Source organism: Vibrio sp. ER1A (assembly GCF_000733315.1).
GTDB lineage: Bacteria > Pseudomonadota > Gammaproteobacteria > Enterobacterales > Vibrionaceae > Vibrio > Vibrio mediterranei.
Genome location: NZ_JPJA01000092.1, coordinates 710,370 through 731,891, shown reverse-complemented (window position 1 = coordinate 731,891; position 21,522 = coordinate 710,370). Strand labels below are relative to the sequence as shown.

Annotated in this window: 18 protein-coding genes, 1 pseudogene and 1 riboswitch; of the genes and pseudogenes, 10 read left to right on the top strand and 9 right to left on the bottom strand. The window is 43.7% G+C overall.

The window, feature by feature from the left end:
• Positions 1 to 157 precede the first annotated feature (157 nt).
• Positions 158 to 1,135 (bottom strand): porin, encoded by a 978-nt coding sequence (locus HW45_RS21655; RefSeq protein WP_038229617.1) that lies wholly within the window; start codon positions 1,133 to 1,135, stop codon positions 158 to 160.
• Between the two features lie 534 nt (positions 1,136 to 1,669).
• On the opposite strand from HW45_RS21655, the gene dinG reads away from it, so the two are divergent.
• Genes dinG through rsmS form a run of 4 tightly spaced genes read left to right on the top strand, consistent with a single transcriptional unit; the run spans position 1,670 to position 5,234 of the window.
• A complete protein-coding gene (gene dinG / locus HW45_RS21650) occupies positions 1,670 to 3,745 on the top strand; it encodes an ATP-dependent DNA helicase DinG (RefSeq protein ID WP_038229616.1) in 2,076 nt (691 codons plus the stop codon).
• Positions 3,746 to 3,759: 14 nt separating this feature from the next.
• Positions 3,760 to 4,533, top strand: coding sequence for a sulfite exporter TauE/SafE family protein (locus tag HW45_RS21645; RefSeq protein WP_006074961.1), 774 nt, complete (start codon positions 3,760 to 3,762; stop codon positions 4,531 to 4,533).
• A gap of 27 nt (positions 4,534 to 4,560) precedes the next feature.
• Positions 4,561 to 5,076: a primosomal replication protein PriC gene (gene priC / locus HW45_RS21640; RefSeq protein WP_038229613.1), complete on the top strand. Its 516-nt coding sequence runs from the start codon at positions 4,561 to 4,563 to the stop codon at positions 5,074 to 5,076.
• A complete protein-coding gene (rsmS, locus tag HW45_RS21635; protein ID WP_081875874.1) occupies positions 5,076 to 5,234 on the top strand; it encodes a pleiotropic regulatory protein RsmS in 159 nt (52 codons plus the stop codon). Before priC ends, rsmS begins: the two co-directional genes overlap by 1 nt.
• Before the next feature lie 70 nt (positions 5,235 to 5,304).
• Here the strand turns inward: rsmS and mukB are convergent, their stop codons facing one another.
• From mukB to cmoM, 4 genes are read right to left on the bottom strand one after another with little or no spacing between them, the layout of a single operon-like run.
• Positions 5,305 to 9,753: a chromosome partition protein MukB gene (gene mukB / locus HW45_RS21630; RefSeq protein ID WP_038229608.1), complete on the bottom strand. Its 4,449-nt coding sequence runs from the start codon at positions 9,751 to 9,753 to the stop codon at positions 5,305 to 5,307.
• Complete coding sequence (mukE, locus tag HW45_RS21625; protein WP_038229606.1) at positions 9,750 to 10,493, bottom strand: chromosome partition protein MukE; 744 nt, start codon at positions 10,491 to 10,493, stop codon at positions 9,750 to 9,752. Before mukE ends, mukB begins: the two co-directional genes overlap by 4 nt.
• Positions 10,474 to 11,811 (bottom strand): chromosome partition protein MukF, encoded by a 1,338-nt coding sequence (gene mukF / locus HW45_RS21620; RefSeq protein ID WP_038229604.1) that lies wholly within the window; start codon positions 11,809 to 11,811, stop codon positions 10,474 to 10,476. Before mukF ends, mukE begins: the two co-directional genes overlap by 20 nt.
• A gap of 11 nt (positions 11,812 to 11,822) precedes the next feature.
• Entirely contained in the window at positions 11,823 to 12,602 is a 780-nt protein-coding gene (gene cmoM / locus HW45_RS21615; protein WP_171388472.1) for a tRNA uridine 5-oxyacetic acid(34) methyltransferase CmoM, read from the bottom strand.
• Positions 12,603 to 12,719: 117 nt separating this feature from the next.
• On the opposite strand from cmoM, the gene elyC reads away from it, so the two are divergent.
• Positions 12,720 to 13,613 carry an envelope biogenesis factor ElyC gene (gene elyC / locus HW45_RS21610; protein WP_038229600.1) on the top strand — a complete coding sequence of 298 codons (894 nt, stop codon included), beginning with the start codon at positions 12,720 to 12,722 and terminating at the stop codon, positions 13,611 to 13,613.
• A gap of 110 nt (positions 13,614 to 13,723) precedes the next feature.
• Here elyC and torR read toward each other — a convergent pair whose 3' ends face one another.
• Positions 13,724 to 14,434: a two-component system response regulator TorR gene (gene torR / locus HW45_RS21605; protein ID WP_038229599.1), complete on the bottom strand. Its 711-nt coding sequence runs from the start codon at positions 14,432 to 14,434 to the stop codon at positions 13,724 to 13,726.
• Positions 14,435 to 14,715: 281 nt separating this feature from the next.
• On the opposite strand from torR, the gene torD reads away from it, so the two are divergent.
• The 5 genes from torD to HW45_RS21580 all read left to right on the top strand — a co-directional run bounded on the left by torD (position 14,716) and on the right by HW45_RS21580 (position 18,787).
• On the top strand, positions 14,716 to 15,369 hold the full coding sequence (gene torD, locus HW45_RS21600) for a molecular chaperone TorD (protein ID WP_038229598.1): 654 nt from the start codon (positions 14,716 to 14,718) through the stop codon (positions 15,367 to 15,369).
• Between the two features lie 302 nt (positions 15,370 to 15,671).
• On the top strand, positions 15,672 to 16,676 hold the full coding sequence (gene purR / locus HW45_RS21595) for an HTH-type transcriptional repressor PurR (protein WP_038229597.1): 1,005 nt from the start codon (positions 15,672 to 15,674) through the stop codon (positions 16,674 to 16,676).
• A gap of 179 nt (positions 16,677 to 16,855) precedes the next feature.
• Positions 16,856 to 16,943, top strand: a riboswitch (cyclic di-GMP riboswitch).
• 115 nt (positions 16,944 to 17,058) lie between these two features.
• Complete coding sequence (locus HW45_RS21590) at positions 17,059 to 17,649, top strand: TfoX/Sxy family DNA transformation protein (RefSeq protein WP_006074950.1); 591 nt, start codon at positions 17,059 to 17,061, stop codon at positions 17,647 to 17,649.
• Between the two features lie 119 nt (positions 17,650 to 17,768).
• Positions 17,769 to 18,452 carry a TVP38/TMEM64 family protein gene (locus HW45_RS21585; RefSeq protein ID WP_006074949.1) on the top strand — a complete coding sequence of 228 codons (684 nt, stop codon included), beginning with the start codon at positions 17,769 to 17,771 and terminating at the stop codon, positions 18,450 to 18,452.
• Positions 18,452 to 18,787, top strand: coding sequence for a putative signal transducing protein (locus HW45_RS21580; protein ID WP_038229596.1), 336 nt, complete (start codon positions 18,452 to 18,454; stop codon positions 18,785 to 18,787). The genes HW45_RS21585 and HW45_RS21580 overlap by 1 nt, the downstream gene beginning before the upstream one ends.
• Here HW45_RS21580 and HW45_RS21575 read toward each other — a convergent pair.
• The 3 genes and pseudogenes from HW45_RS21575 to glgC form a co-directional block, all read right to left on the bottom strand.
• The gene (locus HW45_RS21575) at positions 18,765 to 19,565 is read right to left on the bottom strand and encodes an alpha/beta fold hydrolase (RefSeq protein WP_006074947.1); all 801 of its coding nucleotides are present in this window, start codon (positions 19,563 to 19,565) and stop codon (positions 18,765 to 18,767) included. The genes HW45_RS21580 and HW45_RS21575 overlap by 23 nt on opposite strands.
• 161 nt (positions 19,566 to 19,726) lie before the next feature.
• Positions 19,727 to 21,190 carry a glycogen synthase GlgA gene (gene glgA / locus HW45_RS21570; protein ID WP_038229595.1) on the bottom strand — a complete coding sequence of 488 codons (1,464 nt, stop codon included), beginning with the start codon at positions 21,188 to 21,190 and terminating at the stop codon, positions 19,727 to 19,729.
• A 1-nt stretch (position 21,191) separates the two neighbouring features.
• Positions 21,192 to 21,470, bottom strand: a pseudogene (glgC, locus tag HW45_RS29035) (glucose-1-phosphate adenylyltransferase); the annotation flags it as partial.
• Positions 21,471 to 21,522: the final 52 nt, after the last annotated feature.

Below are 21,522 nucleotides of genomic sequence, written 5' to 3'. Positions count from 1 at the left end.
GCTTTTTTTACGTTTATTTATATTGATTACTTCTGATCTAGTGGATGAAGATCAATACTAGGTCCATGACTAAATAGAATAAAAAAAGCTCGATGCGTTGCATCGAGCTTTTCAGATAATACAGATATAGGTTAACTACTTAAGTAACTATATGCTATTAGAATTCAGCTTTTAGGCCTACTGCAATACCAGTCTGGCTATCTGTTTCGTCAGTGCCACCAAATTCAACATATGCTGTAGTTGAAGGTGCTAGAGCGTAACCTGCGTTAACAAACCAGTTGTTTGTATCTTCTGCACCTGCAGCATCTGTAGAAGCACGGCTGTAACCCGCTGCAAATTTCCAAGCATCAAGAGTGTAATCTGCCGCTAGGCCAAAAGTATCTGTTTTGATGTCTGTACCTGGATTCGCTGCATCGCCATCAACTCGGTAGTAACCAAGCTCAAGGCCAAGGTTCTCAACACCTTCATAACGACCTTGCACTGCGTATAGTGATTCGTCTGAAGACGGAGCTGGCGTTGCATCATCGATCTTAGCTTTGCCTGCAAATGCAGAGATATCGAAATCAGCGAAACGACCACCAATCTTACCATCTATCCAAGAACCGTTTTTACCAATAGCTGAGTTGTCGTTTTTGTCCTGAGCACCAGCTAGACTGAAATAGAACGTACCTTTGTCAATATCGTAACGTACAGCTTCGTCTACAGAGAACTTAGAACCATTCTGGAAGAAAGACTTGATACCAAATTGATAGTCAGAGCCGATACCAGCGTCATCAAGAACCGTATCTAGTTTACCAATTCTGATAGAACCTACTGATTGTGAGTAAAGGCCCACATATACGTTACCAGTGCTTGTACCGGAAACTTTACCATCTGTAGTGCCTTTAAATTCCCAAAACGCACCAACTTGAAGGTCATCGTTTACTGCATAACGTGTGTCGAAACCAAAATCTGCATCTTGGATTTCTTGGTGGAAGCCACCTTCATATGCATCGTTCTTGTCAGTGCTTTGAAGGTATACAACTTCAACATCACCAGTCATGTTAACTGTAACTTTGTCTTGATTATAAAGTTCGATTGCTTGCGCAGAACCAGCTGCCGCTAGTACTGATAGCGCTACTAGAGTTTTTTTCATGATAATCCACTGCCTTTTCTTAGATGGGAATTCCTTTTCGGTTCCCTTTTTTAATATATGTGACGTCTAAACCTTCCTTCAGAACGACAACCTTTTGTCCTTTGGTTGATTCAGCGTCTTTAAATCTCGAAACCAAGAATGCAAAAGTTATCAGACAATGTCAAACACTCTAAACAAAATAAATAAATATATGTAAAACCAATAAATTCAACAACTTAAAGAATTCATCGTGATGTATCGCAAATTTTTTGAACACCTTTCGATTGCAACGCTAGTCTTGTTTTTGGGTAACATTCATAAATATAATTCTATAAATAGTTGAAATAATACACACGAAACAGAACTTTATTCGTTACAACTATGTTTTTTGGCGTTTTATATTTTTTATCATGCGAAAAATATAACCTAATGTGAAAGTTCACTTATTTTTTGTGACTTTGATCTAAATACCCACACTAGATACGACTGTTTTTGAACATATTTTTCACTAGCTAAAGTGTGCTACACTCGCTCGTCGTCAATTTAGGGCTGTTTATGCTTACCAGTAAAATCCAACAATCCATTCGCCAGAGTTATCAAAACCTTCAGAATCAGCTAGAAAACTTTGTTCCGCGTCGAGCTCAGAACTATCTTGTTTCAGAGATCGCTAAAACACTTTGTGGCCAGTATCACAAATCAACTCGTATGATTGTTGCAGAAGCAGGTACTGGGATTGGAAAAAGTCTGTCTTATTTAATGGCAGCTATACCTGTTGCCGTTCAAAATAATCGTAAGGTGGTTATTTCTACCGCAACAGTTGCCTTGCAAGAACAGTTACTTGATAAGGATTTGCCACTGTTCCGACGTATTACCGATCAAAACTTCTCTTTTATTATTGCTAAAGGAAGACAGCGTTATTGCTGCGCCGAGAAATTGGCCGTGGCATGCGGTGCCGATGGTGGTCAAATAGCCATGTTTGAAAGTAAGCCTAAAAAATCTGATATCGAACAGCTTCAACTCATGTACGAGAAGCTAGCTCAAGGTAAATGGGACGGAGACAGAGACTCCTGGCCGAAGCCCATTGATGATGTCATTTGGCAAACCATCGTTAGCGAAAAGCACAGCTGCAATAACAGTTTACCTGCTCACCGAGGCTGCCCATTCGCTAAAGCGCGGTCTGAGCTTGATAAAAACGATGTCATTATTGCCAACCATAGTTTGGTAATGGCGGACGCAGACCTTGGTGGCGGCGTCATCCTCCCAGATCCCGAAAATACAATCTTTATCTTCGATGAAGCTCACCATCTACCGCACGTAGCTAGAGACCATGCATCCGCAGCGGCTACTTTAAAGGGTGCCGCCTCTTGGTTAGAAAGATTGAATCAGTCTGCGAGTAAGTTCTCTGGTTTAGCTGACGAGAAGCGGGTTGGTCGCTTTCGCAACGAACTACAGGATTCCATACAGCAGCTCATCCCTCTATTAAATGAGGTCAATTCTTATTGCTCTGGTCTTCCATTTGAAGAAGACAGTTGTCGTTTCGAGAATGGCGAGTTACCCAGCTGGCTAGAAGAGCAGTCTAAAGCACTCAAACAGTTTTCTCAAAAAGGCGCACAAGCATCGGCGAAAATTGCTGACCTCATTTCAGAAAGACTCAAAGACGGAGAGGTTTCAGCCAAACTAGCCGAACCCGCTTTAGCCGAATTGGGTTTCTATATTCAGCGATTTGATAATCTAGCTGCGGTATGGCGACTCATGGCCGAGCCTAAAAAAGAGAAAGGTGCACCATTGGCACGCTGGGTAGAAAAAAGCAAAGAGCGTGAGGGTGACTACGTAATCAGTGTCGCGCCTCTTGAGGTAGGCTGGCAATTAGATCAGCAGTTATGGTCTCGATGTGTAGGCGCCGTCCTTGTTTCAGCGACGATGCGTGCACTCAATTCCTTCGCTTTTTTCTGTAACCAAGCAGGTATCAGTCAGAAATCTGAAGATGGCGTCCAATTTTTAGCTTTAGCGTCACCTTTTAATTATGCAGAACAAGCAGAGCTTATTGTGCCCAAAATGCGTAATGAACCGCAGGCCCCTCAGTTTACTGAAGAGTTGACTGAAAAGCTGTTCGACTTTATTCAGGACGGCAAAAGTAATTTGGTGCTGTTTTCCTCTTATTGGCAAATGAATAAAGTTGCCGATGAGGTGCGATCGAAATTCGCTCTAAAAGGTTGGCATCTGCAGATTCAAGGCGAGAAATCACGTACAGAAATTCTAAATAAACATAAAACACTGACTCAATGTCAAAAAACCAGTGTGCTTTTTGGAACAGGAAGCTTTTCTGAAGGGCTCGACTTACCAGGGGAGCTACTAGAGAACTTGATTATCACTAAAATACCTTTTGCGGTGCCGACTTCTCCCATCGAGCAAGCACACGCCGAATATATAGAGAGCAAAGGTGGCAATCCGTTTCTTCAGATTACAGTTCCAGAGGCGAGTAAAAAACTGATACAATCTGCAGGCCGTTTGCTACGTAAAGAAAGAGACTGTGGAACTCTCTATATTCTCGATAGGCGAATCGTCACAAAAAGGTATGGCAAGTCTCTGCTCGATTCCCTACCCCCTTTTAAAAGAACAATAGAATACTAAGGTCTCAAATCTCGATGGAATTTATCGAACCTAGCATGTTGGTTATTTTGGCGCTTGTCGCCTTTGCTGCAGGCTTTATTGACGCGGTCGCAGGCGGCGGCGGAATGCTAACTGTACCTGCACTGCTATCGCTAGGGCTTCCTCCACACATAGCACTCGGTACTAACAAGCTAGCAGCTACGTTTGCCTCATCTACCGCAGCGTTTACCTACTATCGCAAAAGGTTATTTAGCCCTGAATGCTGGTATCGAGCTTTTATTGCGACACTCATCGGCGCGACTATTGGTACTCTCGTTGTTGATATGATCAGCACCGAATGGTTAGAAAAGATCCTACCTCTTATTATTCTTGCCGCAGCGCTCTACACGGTTTTTCAAAAAGCACCTCAAGGCGATGAACAGAACAAGGTCCATGTAGGCTGTCCAAAGTTTAATCGAAAGCAGTACTTACAAGGACTGTCTTTAGGCTTTTACGATGGTGTTGCCGGTCCCGGCACTGGTGCATTCTGGACCGTCAGTTCAATGGCTTTATACAGACTGAACATTTTATTCGCTTCCGGTCTCTCAAAAGCGATGAACTTCACCAGTAACTTTACCTCATTGATAACGTTCGCAGTATTAGGCCATATTAATTGGGTCTTGGGCTTAACCATGGGGCTATGTTTAATGGCTGGTGCATATATCGGCGCACATTCCGCTATTCGATTTGGAGCCAAGTTCATTCGACCTATCTTTGTTACCGTTGTAAGCATTCTGGCCATCAAACTGGCGTATGATGCTTGGTTATGATTTGGTCGAAGAGAAAGAGGAGCTGCAATGAAATTATCTGAAGTTAAAGCTCGACTAGAACAACTCCATCAAGATGCTCAAAAGTTTGATTTTAAGAATCGTGGTCATAAAAAACCACTGTTTGATGAACACCTTTTCTCCGCTTCCAACATACTGCTTCAACCTTGCGTTATAGAAGCCGAGCGAAACTTAGATAAAATCATCACATTGAGTAAACAAGGTATTAGCACCTCTTCTTCAGAGATTTGGGTGAAAAAGTTTACCGAGCAGCTTGAAGCGATTGAGCGAGTCTTGCTCATTGCTAATACACACACTGATACTGCTTTGGAATGCAAATCCCTCGAACAACTGAGGGCTGATCTTAAACAACATCAAGTTTGGGAACAAAAGTTGTGCACTCTTGTGAGGCAACAAGAACAGTGTTTGACAGATGATCAAACTACCAAACTACAACTTATCTCGACCGAACAACGTTTACAACGCTGCCGCAATGCTATGAATGCGATTCAGCACACCATCAATCAAAAGATGAGGTTTATATAATGTCTTCTGAATCTGGGCTCGATAACGCACCTGAAGAAATCAAACTTGCCGTTGATCTTATCTTTCTACTGGAAAGTAATGAGGTTGATCCTAAAGTAGCACTCAAGGCGCTAGAAATCGTGAAAAGCGATCTCTTAAGAAAAGTGGAGAACTCTTAGGCCAAAACCTCCGCCCAAACTTCATAAGCCGAAAAAAAGCCTTCTAATAAGAAGGCTTTTTGGTTTTTCTTTACGCTGTTGCTTGTTCAACTAACTTTTCAGCGTCATCTAATCGTTTATTCTCACCAAAACCGCGAAGACCGACAACATGAACATGTTCGTGATCTTTGAACACTTTACGCACCAATTTGTACGTCGTCCCTTTTTCTGGGCTGATGTTCTCCGGTGCGGCAATGAGTAGCTGCATCCCTTGGCGGTCACAAAGTTCAAATAATGTCGCGATGGATTTAGCATCAAGACGCGCAGCCTCATCCAGGAACAGTAAACGACAAGGCAAAATATCTTTGCTACGTAAACGACGCGATTCTTCTTCCCAGCTTTGCACTACCATTAACAGAATTGACTGACCTGTACCGATAGCTTCACCTGTCGATAGTGCGCCCGACTCTGCCTGTAACCAGCCATCAGAACCACGGTTAACTTCGACACTGAGCTCAAGATAGTTTCTATAGTCTAGTAACTCTTCACCCAGTACTTGCGGAGAGCGTTGCCCCATATCGATATGTGGGTTAACACGCTGGAACAACTTAGCCATCGCTTCAGAGAAGGTATAACGCGTTGTCTCGAACAAGTCTTTGTGCTCAGCCGTTAGAGCTACTAACAATTGCTCATGGCTCTCACGAATCTTGACATTAAGTCTTACGCCTTTCACTTGACCGAAATGAATATTCGATAGACCTTGGTTAAGCATACGAATTCGATTCTGCTCGCGCTGAATCGTTTTCTTGATGATGCTTGATACCGATTCCGAACTAATAGCCAAACGGTTTTCGCGTTGCGTTAGTTCTTCGGTCAAGCGAGCCAGCTCTACTTCCATCTCTTCAATAGCTTCTACCGGATCATCGGTGCGGATGATATCCTGACGGATGCGCTCTCTTAGATGTTGGTATACAGCGATATAGAACAGGACTTTGCGTTCTGGTTTTGAAGTATCTTCCGACTGACGCAGTGAATCACGCAAGTCTTCATTATCAGCGACCGCCAAACGCAGTGCACCCAATGACTTATCCGACATTGAACGCAATTCACCAGCACTCATGTAGGCGAGTTCACGTTTGTGTAATCGACGTTCTACGTCATTAGCTTTGGCTAGACGTAATACGCTGCACCATCCCGCTTTTGCTGCTACCACATAGGTACGTAACTCAACGTACTCTTTCTGAACCTTTTTCAGACGTTTCGCCAAACCTTTCATTTCAAGTTCAGTGGACGTCATGGTTTTCTCGTATTCGCTCTTACGAGTACGAGATGTTTGCAACGCTAACTGAAGCTCATTACGACGCTGCTCTGCGCGTTCCAATGCAGATTCATCAGGGACAATACCGTACTCCTGAAGCTCTGCTCTAAACTCTTGAACCGTTTCCAGCTTAGCTTGATGGGAACTCTTGAGAGACGCCAGTACTTGGTTGTATTGGTTAGCTTGCTCCTGAACTTGCTTTAAGCCTTCGCGCAAACGAGCACGCGTTGATTCGGCTTGCACCAACTTCGCTTTAAGTTGCTCACTAAGTTCACTACTTTGATTCAACATATTTATGGAATCAGCATAAGCAAAGTAAGGACGACGCTCAGCCAAATCGGCAACAGCAAAGATCTGAGCTTTTAATGCTTGTAGATTTTTGTCCGCAGATTGGTATTGCTCCGTTAACGCTTCAAACTGTTCAGGGTCACTATCCAACGCATTGACCACACTAGATAGTTTTTCTAATGCGGAACCATGTTGATTAACATATGCTTTCGCTGAGGTTAGCAGTTCCATTTGCGATTGCAGCTCTGCAAATCGCTCAACCAATGTCTCATCAAACAAAACATTTGATGAAATCGCCAATCGGTCAAGTAAACCAACCGATTGTTTTGTCGCCACCAGCTGCGCGTTGATCTGCTGTTCACGTTGTTTGTGATCGCTTAGCTCACGAGTTAGGACACTTCGTTGCTCACGCAGACGCGCTAGCTGTACTTCAGGGTCGGATTCAAATGCTAACTGCATATGCTGTGCTGCGAAAGCATTGAATGCTTGGTATAGACGTTGCAGCTTTTGAGCATCAAACGCCGCTTTCGCGTGTTTTTCAACGGTCTCTTCACGTTGTTCACGCAGTAGCTCCAAACGCTGTTCACGCGCCGCTCGGCCAAATAGAGGGATCTTCGGAAAACGCGAGTAACGTAACTGTCTTTCATTAAGCTGTACGCACACTGCACCATCTAATTCGTCAGCATCAAATGAACTATCATCAAATGCATCGATGTCGCCTTCGATGATGTACAGGTCTTCAGGGCAGTCATCAAGCTCTACCAGCTTTTCTTTAATTCCGTCAAGGTTTGACACTACAATCGCATGACGAGCAGGACCATACATTGCGCTAAAGTACGGCGCATCATCAATAGTAATGTCATCGTAAATCTCAGAGAGAAGCACGCCACCCAGTGTATCAGCCAAACCTTTCAAGCGAGGATCATTTGAACCACCTGGGGACGCAAGACGTTCAATCTCAAGATCAAGTTCTTCACGACGTTTCGCTAGTGAGTCGCGTTCAAATGAGGTCTTACGTTCGTTATCATTCACTTCCTGCATTGAGCTGATAACATCCGCTCGATCTGTCAGTTCCAGACAACTTTGCTCTCTTAACTCTTCTAGTGCATTGTATGACTTAATCCATTGAGGAGCATAACGTTCAAGTTTACTAATTTCAGAAACAAGTTCCTGTTCGCGCTGCTTCGCGTCACTTGATGATTCACGTAACTGCTCAAGTCGTTGCTCGCCTTCTAGCACTTTTTCGCGCTGACGCTCCGCTTCTATCTCAATATCCATTTCATTGGCTATTGTGACGCTAACACTCTGGAGGTCGTTAACCAGTTGCTGAGCTTGCTCTTGACGTTCAATATTCTTTTCAGTATCGCGGAACTGTGCTCGTAGCTGAGGTTCATTGCCAAGCAGTTGACGCTGCTCATCCACTTGCTTTAACGCTAGTCTCGCGGCGCTTGCTGCTTTATTGCGAGGTACATCGCCTGCAACTTGCTGGACGAGTTCTAATGCAAGTTCAAACTGCTTCGCCGCAGCAGAAGACATGTCCAACTTATGCTTAAATTCCAGCAATTGAGTAGTACGTTCAGCTTCTTCAGTTTTCAGCTGAGTTAGCTTAGTCGCAGCACCATCTTGCTCAAGAGCATCATCATCAAGCAACTCACGCGCTTTCTCTAACGCTTGGACCGCCTGCTGATATTGCAGTGCGCGCGTCTGTTGCACATCCAGAGCTTGTTGGTAATCTGCGAGCTGCGTTTTTAGGCTATCCACTTCTTCTTCAGCGAATGTCGCCTGCTCTTCTGCAGCTAACTTACGCTCAGTGGCCTCTTCAACCACCATCATTTGCTCTTCAAGGCGCTCGTTGAGCTCCTCAAGATCTTCTTGATAACGTTCGATCTTCTCTTGTTGGCGTAAAGCATTTTGAACCAACAATAAGTGATCTTGCGCGCCTTGATAGTCCTGTTCAAGCCCAGATTCACTTTCGAGAAGCATGGACAGTTCTTGCTGAACTTTATTTAGCAATTCATTCTGTGCAATCAAGGTTTGTCTTGAGCCAAACAACTCATTGCGCATCGCCATTGTACTTTCAAGCTTATTACGGCGCTCATTCGCATGTCGCATGTAATCTGCAGCAACATAGTTCGTTGATTCAGTAATAAGATGCTTGAACAGGTCACGGTCGGCTTGCGTCGTTTTGATCGCTTCTAAGGTTAAACGGTTTTCGCGCAGTGCCGATTCCATATCTTGGAATGCTTTTTTCACGCCGCCATTTTGAGGCAATAGATAGTCACGAAGCGAGCGAGTAATGGCGCTTGAAATACCACCATATAGCGAGGCTTCAATCAGGCGATAAAACTTCGAGCGGTCGCTGCTATTGCGCAATTTCTTTGGCAAGACACCAAACTCAAACATTTGCGCATGATAATCAACAATAGAATTAAACGCTTTAAAGTGAACGCCTTCCATACCACTGACCGCATCTTTCACTTCATTGATTTGGCGGACACGAGCATGGTTGTCAGACACTGCTTCAATTAGGATATCGGTCGGCTTAACGCTGCTTGGCAAACCTTGAATAATAAACGGTTTAATATCGACTTTTTTATCTCGTCCAGCAACTTGCTGCAACTTAACCACGAACAAGACTCGTTGATTGCGTGAGTTCACAACGTCGAGTGCCGAGTAACATGTACCTGGTTGCAGCTTACCGTATAGGCCTTTGTCTCTCGATGCCTGAGAACTGCCGGCTTCTGTCGTATTTCTAAAGTGAAGCAAGCTTTGGTCGGGGATCAGAGCCGTGATGAATGACGCCATTGTAGTAGATTTGCCCGCACCGTTACCTCCAGATAACGTGGTCACTAGGCTATCAATGTCAAAAGTACGCGCGAAAAAGCCGTTCCAGTTGACCATCGTCATTGATTGATACTTACCTCTTTCAATCATACGTCAGCCTCCTGATCATCTTGCTGAATATCCAATTGTTCGGTTAACTCTGTCTCTTTCACTTCTTCGTTAGGAATTAAGCTACCTTGTGATGGTGCTTGAGTATGCGCTACCGCTTCGCCATCGCGGATCAGTCTCAATTGAGCATCACGCATATCGTCACCAACCCTAACGTCGGCACCAAAGCGGAACACCGCCTCACTGATACGGAACTTACCTGTATCACCAATAGAGATCGTCATACCTAGGCGGCGTAGACGTCTTAAAGACGTACGTACTTTTTCAAACAGTTTTTCTTTATCGAGATCAGATCCTGTTGCGCGATTAGTGACGAGGCGCATCAGTTTCTTTTCATCAGCGAGTGCCAATAACTCGTCATACAGTTCTTGATTGGTAAAGATGCCTTCATGAGCTAGACGCTCTGGGCTCAAATACAAAAAGCACAGTACTTTGCCCACCAGCATATCTAATTCTGACAACACACTTCGACCAATTAACGTGGTCGAACGAGGGCGTAAATAGAAGAATCCTTCAGGCGCTTTCACCAATTCCGTGTTATAGCGCTGATAGAAACTCGCCAGTTCCACATCAAAATCACACAAAAGAGCGTGATTATCCAAGTCCTCTGAGGAGATGTGTTTGCCCGCACGAAGTGCACTATCTAGTGCAGGAAAAAGCGGATTTGTTATCGCTTTTGCCAGTTTTTCTGACATGTATTCGTCAATATTTGTCGATGACATTTGCTTGTACCTTTGCGCCAAAATCGTTGATAGCTTGCCAATCTGGTTGAATGGCGGAGTAATCGGATTGGGAGTAACCCAACCGAACTGCTTGGTCCACAACGATTCTTGCTAGATCGAAATGATGAGTGTGTGGGTGTGCAGCAAGATAATCTCGAAGCACTATGCCTAAATCAATTGGAGCGCCCTGCTCTTTATGCACTTTCAGCATGTCTCCGATACGTTCGGCAAGTTCATCATTTACTTGTTCAAATTCTTCATATTCCACTTCAAGTGGCACAGCCCCCGTCACTTCGTCATTACGAAGCACTAAAGCTTCATCACGAAGATCGGTGAGTTTTTCTGCGTCGGCATAGGTTAAATACCATGGCGCATCAAAATAGTCGGTCACAGACTGGCGAAGTCTTTGGCTGAATGCACGGTTTTGATCCATATCGATCGCAGTACGGATAAATTTATGTACGTGACGATCGTAACCAATCCACAAATCGATCGCTTGCTGGCCCCAGCTGATGATTCGATCTAACTTCATTTGTAAGCCAAACAGCGCTTCTCCCACAAACTCAAGCTCATCATCACCATAAACAATCTCTTGAATATCAAGTATTTGAGTTTGTAGTTCGTCCCCTGCTGCTTGCAGAGTATCTTGAAGCTCACGAAGATTTGCGGAGGTTTCAGACAGCAAAGCTTCGCAATTGTTGATGGCTTCTCGCCAGTCTTTATTGAGTAGCTCTGCAATTTGCAATTTGACCGACTGCTGCTGCTCATCCATAACTCGTTGGTTCAAATCAATCTGATCGAAAATTTCACCCACTGAGTATTTCAGAACGCCAAATACGTTCTTGCGCCAGTGACCAACCGTCCCGCCTTCTTGAGCCGCGAGAATGGCTTTCGCCATTTCATCCGCCACCATTGAAAGCTGGATAGAGAGTCTGAGTTTGGAGAACTCGCGATGCCTGACGTAGTAATCCGTAATGCCAATCGCAAGTGGACTGAGACGGTAGATGCTCGCGCCATCGTTTATCTCACTGGTAAAACGACTTAGCAGCCTCTGTTTAACCAATTCATTAATCGCATTGTTGGCACGAAACGCGGTCGCTTCGCCCGTTTGCTCGAACTGTTGGGTGACGATCTTGAACGCATCGTGTAGCTCGCCCTCCCCCAGTTCTTCATCAAATCTCTCATTACTCAATACCGCGATAGATATGAGAAATGCCAACCGTTCAGTGGAAAGATTCAATGCAAAATCATGCTGTTTGACCCAGCCGACAAGTTCATCAATCGGTCGGTCATCCGCAATCAGAGTGTTATCACTCATGGTCTTTCCTGTTATTGTTTTTTCCTTGCCCATACATGAATGTATCGGCCCATGGAGAGATAGGGTTCTTGGCGACACAGCTGCTGCTCTATTTTTAGAACGTCTTCAGCTGTGTAGTCTCCCATGTATTGCATATTGCCAATGTAATCACTGAATGAACGAATACCAGATTTGCCACATATTTCAAATCCCGCATCCTCTATCCACTGATACACTTCCTCTGGCTTTAGCCCTTTTTGTGGCTGAAGCTTAAATCTCTTTCTATGTGGCATGCCTTCAAGTACATGAGGAATATTGCCACATATGACGTTCTTAAATACCAATCCATGATGATTGTAAAACATGACAGAAGCGATACCACCAGGTTTCACTTGCTGTAAAACCGCTTCTAGCGCGGGTTTAGGTTCAGCTAACCATTCCATAACAGCATGAAACAACACCAGATCTACGGGTTGGCTCATATGTTCTGCAATACGCTGTACTGGACTATGTATCCAGCGATATTGCGAGAGTAGCCCGTTTTTTTCAACATCTGCCTTGGCCAACTTGAGCATTTCAGAAGAGAGGTCACATAATGTGATCTTGTGTCCTCTCTCAGCAATTCGTTGAGAAACTTGCCCTAATCCACCACCTGCATCTAAAACTTCTAGGTTTTTTCTTGTATCATCCAGCGCAGCGAGAGCTTGGGTTAAGTCTTCCCAAACAATAGTTTGGCGAATTTCACCCTTCTCTGAGCCGTAAATATTTTTTGCAAATTTGTGGGCGATATCGTCGAAATTTCGGTCTTGCATCACGGTATATTGAGTTAAGATAACCAGTTATACAGCTATTCTGTCATATAAGTGACAGGAATAAAGGGGCAACTCCCTTTTTTAGCGTTAAGTGGTGTTTTTTCGGACTATTATTCTATGTTTGAGCTGAAAAAGGTTGTGTCTTCATTACTAATGCCTCTACCTGCCATGTTAATTCTTGGCTTCTTGGGCTTAGTTCTCATCATGTTTACGGCACGTCGTAAACTAGGAAGCCTGATTATTCTCGTGTCTCTGTGTGGGACTTTTCTTATTTCATTCCAACCCTTATCTAGCCGCCTGTTGATGCCGCTTGAGCGCCAATACAGTGCGTTCTTGCCGATTAATGAAACCATCGACTATGTGATGGTCCTTGGCGGTGGACATGTGGTCGACGACCAAATTCCACCCACTTCAGAACTGAGTCGAGCTTCATTAATGCGCTTAAGTGAAGGTATCCGGATTCTTAGAATGTATCCAGGCGCTAAATTGATTCTATCTGGTTATGATGGTGGTACCGGCGTCAGTCATGCTAGAACCATGGCGAAAGTTGCCCTTGCTTTAGGTATTGCGAAACCGGATATCATTTTGTTGGAAACAGCAAAAGATACATGGGAAGAAGCACGACAAGCCGCTGGATTCGTTCAGAGTAAGAAACTTGTTTTGGTGACATCTGCTAGTCATATGAAGCGTGCTATGCACGAATTTGAAGCAGCTGGCTTGAGCCCGTACCCAGCACCGACTAACTTCTTAGCGCAGAAAGACATTGAGCAAGCTTGGCAGAAATATACGCCATCATCTCGTTACTTGGAGCAGACTGAGCGATACTGGCACGAGACCATGGGATTAATATGGCAAGACCTTCGTGATTGGGTGGCCAACGAAGGTAACCAAGAGTTTTTGCCTTCCGTTTCTGAGTTAGAGTCTTCTGAGGATGTAGATAAGATCACCGAGCAAGACATTGAAGCGCAACTTGCTCCTGAAGAACCGCAAGAAGCAGCAAACGCTCAATAACAGTCAGACACAACAAAAAACGCCACACTTATAAAGTGAGGCGTTTTTTTGATTATTCAAAAAGTCTAGCTGCAACAGACTATATGTCGTAATTACAGCAGAATAGAATGCTAATCACCGGCGAACATATACCCTTCACCGTGGACAGTAATGAAAATCTGTGGGTTCTTCGGATCCAGTTCCATCTTCGCACGCATGCGACGAATCAAAACATCAATAGTGCGGTCGTTTGGCGCGTCAACTCGATGGCTGATCATATTAAGTATACGCTCGCGGCTAAGTACCTGATTAGGATATGCCGATAGCGCTACTAAGAGTTCGTACTCTGCCTTAGTGAGTTTTACTGGCTCTCCATTGTTACTTAGCGAACGGCGTTGCTTGTCAAACACCCACTCACCAAAGTAAATCAAGTTTTCATTCTGCACCGATTCTTCAATAATAGGTTGTTTTCTGGCTAGGGAAATACGCCATAGCAAATTTTTGACGCGGACTAGGAGCTCCCTCAATTCGAATGGTTTCGTCACATAATCATCTGCGCCCATTTCCAAACCAACGATACGGTCGATACTATCTGTGCGGCCCGTCACTAGAATGATGCCAATATCCGATTGACTTCTTAATTCACGCGTTAGCATCAGTCCATCTTCTTTCGGCAAGTTGATGTCTAACATCACCAAGTCGATGCTGGCTTCCTGTAGAATCTGACGCATTTGTTCGCCGCTTTCCGCTTCACTCACCAAGTAACCTTCACTTTCGAAGTAACCCGTTAGTTTGCTGCGCGTAACGACATCATCTTCCACTACTAGTACGTGATATTTCATGTCTTTCTATCTCAAATCTTTCAATGACAGAGTCATTCTATTCATAATTAGTCACAATTCTAGCCTACATTGACGTGAATTGAAGAAAACTTGCTTTTTCTTGATTCAAAACAAATAGAAATCTTAACTTCAGATATGCAACAGAGATTTATCCCGAAACCTTGGTCCACATGCCCAGCTCTTCACAATCCTTCATTTTTCATCCTTTTTTTTCACATCAATGATTACTGTTGTTCATCTTTATTAGCTAAAATAGAGATAACACTTTTGGAGATAAGAAAATGCAAGAAATCAAAGCATTTAACGAACAACGTGCTGAATTATACTGGTGGCTTTCGAGCCTCTTTGCTAGAGAATTAACCACAGAAGAACTCGAGAAATATCAAAGCCCAGATATACGCGCTTTCCTAACTGGACTGGGTGAAAACCCAACACTATCAGCTCCTATCGCTTCTATGGTCGACGCACTAAACAGGCTGCAAGTCAGAGAAGATGCCCAACTTGAGTTATCTGCCGACTTTTGTGATCTGTTTTTGAAAACAGATAAGCATGGGGCACTACCTTACGCTTCTTTATATATTGGTGAGTCAGGTCTGTTAAACGACAAACCTGCTCAAGTGATGTCAGAGTTGCTTGCGGAGCACAATATTGCGGTAACTGAAAACTTAAACGAACCAGCGGATCATTTGGCTATTGAGCTCGATTTTCTCGGGAACCTCATTATTCGCTCCAACGAATTAGAGTCAGAAGCTCACATGAATGAGGCGATGGAACAGCAAGCAGAGTTTATTGAACAACACTTGCTAACTTGGGTGCCACAATTCGTGAGTAAATGTCAGCAGCACGATGAGTTTGGTTTTTACGCTGCGGTATCCACAGTACTTCAAGCACTTATCAAGCTAGATCTTGATTACTTAAAAGGTGATCAAGCCTAATATTTTGAGGCGCATATACTGTTTATCACTCACCGTTACAGACAAAAGTGCGCCTTATCTATAAATTTGTTGTATAAGTGATTGCTTGTATCAATGGGGAAGACTACAATCCGCCGTTTAAATGCAAAAGCCGCTTTGGTATTCAACAAGCACAATAATAATCTGTCGAACTGTTGAACCAAACCGCTGAAAAGCGGTTTTTTCATTCAGAATGCACTACTTATTAGGAACCCATAAATTGGCTTCCAGAATTCGAAGCGGTATTGGCTATTAATAGCACTCCGCGATAAAAGGATATAGCTATGGCAACAATCAAAGATGTCGCCCGTCTGGCTGGCGTTTCAACGACCACCGTTTCTCACGTAATTAATAAAACTCGTTTTGTAGCAGAAGCCACACAAGAAAAAGTGATGGCAGCGGTAGATGAACTTAACTATGCACCAAGTGCGGTTGCTCGTAGTTTGAAATGTAACTCGACCAAAACGATTGGAATGCTTGTCACTCAATCTACAAACTTATTCTTCTCGGAAGTCATCGACGGTGTTGAAAGCTACTGCTATCGCCAAGGCTATACTTTAATCCTATGTAACACAGGTGGTGTCTACGAGAAACAGCGCGACTATATTCGCATGCTCGCAGAAAAACGTGTTGATGGCATTTTGGTTATGTGCTCCGACTTAACTGAAGAGCTACTAGAAATGCTAGACCGTCATTCAGATATTCCGAAAGTGATTATGGACTGGGGCCCAGAAAGCTCTCAAGCCGACAAGATCATTGATAACTCGGAAGAAGGCGGCTATCTCGCAACTAAATATCTGATCGATAACGGCCATACTGACATTGCATGCTTGAGCGGACACCTAGAGAAAGCCGTTTGCCAAGAACGTATTATCGGCTATCAACGTGCTCTAGCGGAAGCGGGTATCGAGATGAAAGATGACCGAATCTTAGAAGGTAACTTCGAATGTGATACGGCCGTGATTGCCGCTAACCGTATTGCAGCAATGGAAGTTCGTCCTACTGCCGTATTCTGCTTCAACGACACCATGGCATTCGGTTTAATGAGTCGCCTTCAACAATTAGGTGTAAAAGTTCCAGAAGATATTTCCGTTATCGGTTATGACAATATCGAATTGGCTGAGTATTTCTCTCCACCACTGACAACAGTGCACCAACCGAAGCGTCGTGTAGGTAAGAATGCGTTTGAGATTCTTCTAGAACGAATCAAAGATAAAGGTCACGAAAAACGCATTTTCGAAATGCACCCTGAGATTGTAGAACGTGATTCTGTCAAAAAACTCACATAATCCTGAAAAAAGTGCCTTTCTAGGCACTTTTTTTTGATCCTCATCCAATAAACTGAACGCTTTATTGTTTGTTTCGACACACTCTCCCGCACAAATCCCAATCGATTATCTGAAGCAATATCACACTTTTACCATACAACCGTCATAGATGTGAGTCATTTTCATTTATTCTAAATATGTCACGCACAGGGCAAACCACTTGAAAGGGTGGGACGCAAAGCCACCGGCCTAAACCAAATTTATTTGATAGGTAGCGGGGTTACCGATGGCAAAGGTATTAGCATTCTTTTGGTTTACCGCTAACAGAAGGCTGACACCCGTTTGCTATACTCTCGGACCTGATTTTGGTGACACAATCAATAACACCGAGAAAAGAATAAGCATGGACAATCCTATACTAAAAAACTCGATGCAATTGTTCGCTCAGCTTGGAAGAGTTAAGTCTCGTTCTATGTTTGGTGGATTTGGTATCTTTATTGACGATACCATGTTTGCATTAGCAGTGAATAACAAATTACATATCAGAACTAACCGTCAGACGATCGCTAAATTTAAGCAACTTGGCTACAAGCCATACGTTTATAAGAAGCGTGGGTTCCCCGTTGTCACTAAGTATTTCGCACTCCCTGAGGACTGTTGGCAAGATCAGGATGTTATCTTGACTCATGCTCGCTCTGCCTTAGAGTTCGCAAAAACAGAAAAAGTGCAACAGTCGGAAACAAAACCCAATCGACTCAAAGATTTACCTAATTTAAGACTGGCTACTGAGCGTATGCTTAAGAAAGCTGGAATTGAATCGGTATACGATCTGCAAGAGCAAGGTTCTGTGGAGGCTTTTAAAGCAATCCAACGAACTCACTCAAATACTGTAGGTCTTGAGTTACTTTGGGCGCTAGAGGGTGCCATTAATGGCACGCACTGGTCCGTGATTCCGCAAAATAAAAGAGAAGAATTGGCCAGTCTTATAAACTAGCCCTTATCGCTCTATACAAAAAATCAGCCTAACGGCTGATTTTTTTAGTTTATGATGAAAGTAAATCTATCCACGCCCTGTCTACTAAACTAATACAGAGTCGTCACAAGGACAGCATCATGAGCAAAAAGCTAATACTCGGAATCGCACTTCTCGCCGTCATTATCATTCTAGGTGTTAATTTTGGACAATATTTAACACTGGAAAATGCTCAGGCTCAGCAAGCTGCACTCAGCGAATATATCAGTCAGAATTTTGTTACCGCCGCATTAGTGTACTTTTTTGCCTATATTGCCATTACCGCATTCTCAATTCCGGGAGCTGCAGTCGTTACGTTACTAGGTGCCGCTTTATTTGGCTTTTGGACCAGTCTTCTTCTTGTCTCTTTTGCTAGTACCATTGGTGCAACCATTGCATTTTTGAGTAGTCGCTTTTTATTACGTGACTGGGTTCAAAGCAAGTTCGGTTCAAAGTTAGAAACTATCAATAAAGGTGTAGAAAAGGACGGGGCTTTTTATCTATTCTCGCTAAGATTGATTCCGGTATTTCCGTTCTTCTTAATCAACCTATTAATGGGCTTAACACCAATTAAAGTGTCAAAGTACTATTTAGTGAGCCAGCTAGGCATGTTGCCTGGAACGGCGGTTTACTTAAATGCCGGTACACAGCTCGCCAATATTAACAGTTTGTCAGGTATCGTTTCCCCAGCAGTTTTAGCTTCATTTGCCTTGTTGGGATTATTTCCACTGATTGCTAAGTGGATTATGGCGCGAATTTCTCGCTCACCACAGGTACAAGAATAATGAAGGTTTTTATTGGCAATAGTCCGACGGAAGCACATATCGTTCAACAACAATTGAAAAATGAAGGAATCCTTTGTGAAGTTAGAGGTGAAGGGGTTTACACGCTTCGAGGTGAAGTGCCATTTGATGAAAATACCTTGCCTTATGTCTGGCTAATCGATAACAAACAACATGTTAAAGCGAAAGCTATCATAGCCGAGTGGCAAGAACAGTTAAAAGCAGATTTGGAAAAAAGGGATTGGGTGTGTCCAAGGTGTAATGAAGTGAATGAAGCGCAGTTTGGCGCCTGTTGGAGTTGCCAAGCGTTAGCGCCTACTGAGGTGTCACCGACTTAATAAAGGCAATTGAGTGACGATTGAACTCTTCGGGGTTCTCGACATTACAAACATGGCCACAATCTTTAATCTCTAATAGTTGGCTGGACTTATGTTCAGCCACCATTTCTTTCACCGGCTTGATGAACATGTAGTCTTTCTCACCCATTAGGTACAGGGTCGGAATCGGTAGTTCCCTCTCCTTGAAGTAACGATTCAGTGGGTTGACTTCCGTAGTTAGTCGATACCAACGCTTAAATTCGTTTTGGCACAGTTTCTTAGCTTCTCTAACAAACAAGTGGCGAGACTCTTTCTGTCCCCTCTGAGGCATCACAATGTACGCAAATAAGCTGTAGAGCCACATATAAGGGATTATGTGCTTACTCATGTTGCCAATTTTTACCAGTATTTGTGAACGTGTGTTAAAGCGCGTTACCGCTCCACCCAGAACCATCGAGCGCACTCTTGGCATTGCCAGTTCGGCAATATTGCGCACGATGATGGTACCAAGAGACATGCCGACAAAATGGGCCGATTGTATTTTAAGGTGATCCAGCACACGAACGATATCCATTGTTACCGTTTTGAATGTGTACTTGTTGGCCATGATATCTTTTAAGAACTGATTCGATTTACCATGCCCACGCAAATCAATGAACAGTAAGTTGAAATGCTCACGATAAGCTCGTATCTGCTTAAACCATATAGATGAGCTGCCCCCTGCCCCATGCACAAATACCACCCATTCATCACTTGTAGGATGGGTATACGTTTTATGAAATAGTAGGCTTTCGGACATAGTTCTCGGATTGGTTAGTAGTACGAAAATAAAGTTATCACAACTCTACACGTCTCAGGAGAAAATTGCGCGGAAATTTAGAAAAAATGATTTCCAATTGTGTCAAAAAATGCCAACAAGTGCATATAAAAGAGCGGCATTACGCCGCTCTTCCAATGATATTAGCAATGTGAGGCTTCAAGTGCCAAATTATACATTTTGATGTATTCCTTGGCAGATTCTATCCAACTAAAGTCTTTGCGCATTGCTCGAAGTTGCATCTCACGCATCTCTTCTGGGTGTTGCAAATAGAACAGAAGCGCTCGCTGTAAGACAATCAACAGCGCGTCATGGCAAGGCTCATCAAACCCAAAGCCCGTTGCCTGCTGCGGATTGTCATCAAAGTCGATTACCGTATCTTTCAGCCCACCAACTTTACGTACAATAGGTAAGGTACCATAAGCCATACTGTAGATTTGGTTCAGGCCACATGCTTCAAATTCAGAAGGCATTAGGAAAAAGTCTGAGCCTGCCTCCACTAAATGGGCAAATCGGTTGCTATACGCCTCTACAAACGCCAACTTATCCGAAAACTGCTCAGCAATATCGTTAAGATGGGAAGCGATTTGTGGCTCACCAGTTCCGATAATGACAACCTGAACATCGTTTTTCAGAAACTTATCCAATATTGGCAGTATGTAATGGAAACCTTTTTGGTGAGTCAATCGACATACCATGCCAACCATTGGAACATTGCGTTCTGGCAGCGATAGCTCCTTTTGCAGCGCCTGCTTAGCAGCGAGCTTACCATTTAGCATACTCTCTAACTCGTCGTCGTAATTGACCGGTAGAAAGTCATCAAGCTTAGGGTTCCACTCTGAGTAGTCACAACCATTAACAATACCATGAAGATCTTTGGAACGATGAACAAAATCGTCTACCAAACCATGTGAACCTAGAGGTGTCACTAGTTCAGCGGCATAGTTAGGGCTTACTGCGTTGATTTTATCTGCAAAGGCGATGCCCGCTCGAAGTGTGCTTACCCAACCGTCACCATACTGTAGAAATTCCATTCCAGAGAGATGAAGTTCCGGAATAATTTCCAACTGACTGTAGGAAAAGATGCCTTTAAAAATAGCGTTGTGAACCGTTAGTACTGACTTCATTCCTGCAAAACGCTCGTCATCAGCGTAGCGTGTTTTAAGCAGGAATGGGATCAAACCAGTATGCCAGTCGTTGGCATGAACAATAGAAGGTCGAATACCGAGTTTCGGTAACACATCCAGACTCGCTGCCGCGAAGAAACCAAATCGTTCGCCATTGTCAGCATAAGCTCGATTGTGCTCAGCATACAATTCAGGCCTATCGAAGTATCGATCACATTCGATCACGAACACATCAACGCCGTCGAGTTGCGTTTTCTTAACTTGGTACGGTGTATGTGGCCAGTGCTCTAACTCCGTAGCTAGAACAAACTCATACTGATCCTTGTTAGGCAGTGACTGGTAACCGGGTAAAGTAATGGCTACGTTTTTACCCAGTTCTTGCAGAGCTTTAGGCAGAGCCTTGGCAACATCTGCCAAGCCTCCACTTTTTACAAGTCCTTGCGCTTCTGAAACTGGAAACCATACATCTATGTTTCGCATTTTAGAATCCAACTTTCATCCCTTTCTTGATGACTACAACGCCACCTGGGGAGACATGGAAACGTTTCGCATCCAATTCAAGATCTTCACCAATCACAGTCCCAGGGGCAATTTCTACGTTCTTATCAATGATCGCGCGCTTGATTGTACAACCAGCACCAATCTTAACGTCACCTAGGATAACAGATTCACTCACCACAGAACCAGCTGCAATGTTACTTCTAAAGCCTAATACAGAGCGATAGATTGATGAGCCACGGACATAACTACCACCAGCAATCGTAACTATTCACCCGCGATCTATTGACGTCGGTTTATGCTAAGAATACTGG

Coding starts and splice junctions, on each gene's coding strand:
- cmoM (WP_171388472.1), bottom strand. CDS start 12,602: ATGCAAGACCGAAATTTCGACGATATCGCCCACAAATTTGCAAAAAAT.
- HW45_RS21645 (WP_006074961.1), top strand. CDS start 3,760: ATGGAATTTATCGAACCTAGCATGTTGGTTATTTTGGCGCTTGTCGCC.
- HW45_RS21580 (WP_038229596.1), top strand. CDS start 18,452: ATGAAGGTTTTTATTGGCAATAGTCCGACGGAAGCACATATCGTTCAA.
- dinG (WP_038229616.1), top strand. CDS start 1,670: ATGCTTACCAGTAAAATCCAACAATCCATTCGCCAGAGTTATCAAAAC.
- mukB (WP_038229608.1), bottom strand. CDS start 9,753: ATGATTGAAAGAGGTAAGTATCAATCAATGACGATGGTCAACTGGAAC.
- torD (WP_038229598.1), top strand. CDS start 14,716: ATGCAAGAAATCAAAGCATTTAACGAACAACGTGCTGAATTATACTGG.
- mukF (WP_038229604.1), bottom strand. CDS start 11,811: ATGAGTGATAACACTCTGATTGCGGATGACCGACCGATTGATGAACTT.
- HW45_RS21655 (WP_038229617.1), bottom strand. CDS start 1,135: ATGAAAAAAACTCTAGTAGCGCTATCAGTACTAGCGGCAGCTGGTTCT.
- HW45_RS21585 (WP_006074949.1), top strand. CDS start 17,769: ATGAGCAAAAAGCTAATACTCGGAATCGCACTTCTCGCCGTCATTATC.
- purR (WP_038229597.1), top strand. CDS start 15,672: ATGGCAACAATCAAAGATGTCGCCCGTCTGGCTGGCGTTTCAACGACC.
- HW45_RS21590 (WP_006074950.1), top strand. CDS start 17,059: ATGGACAATCCTATACTAAAAAACTCGATGCAATTGTTCGCTCAGCTT.
- priC (WP_038229613.1), top strand. CDS start 4,561: ATGAAATTATCTGAAGTTAAAGCTCGACTAGAACAACTCCATCAAGAT.
- elyC (WP_038229600.1), top strand. CDS start 12,720: ATGTTTGAGCTGAAAAAGGTTGTGTCTTCATTACTAATGCCTCTACCT.
- HW45_RS21575 (WP_006074947.1), bottom strand. CDS start 19,565: ATGTCCGAAAGCCTACTATTTCATAAAACGTATACCCATCCTACAAGT.
- glgA (WP_038229595.1), bottom strand. CDS start 21,190: ATGCGAAACATAGATGTATGGTTTCCAGTTTCAGAAGCGCAAGGACTT.
- mukE (WP_038229606.1), bottom strand. CDS start 10,493: ATGTCATCGACAAATATTGACGAATACATGTCAGAAAAACTGGCAAAA.
- rsmS (WP_081875874.1), top strand. CDS start 5,076: ATGTCTTCTGAATCTGGGCTCGATAACGCACCTGAAGAAATCAAACTT.
- torR (WP_038229599.1), bottom strand. CDS start 14,434: ATGAAATATCACGTACTAGTAGTGGAAGATGATGTCGTTACGCGCAGC.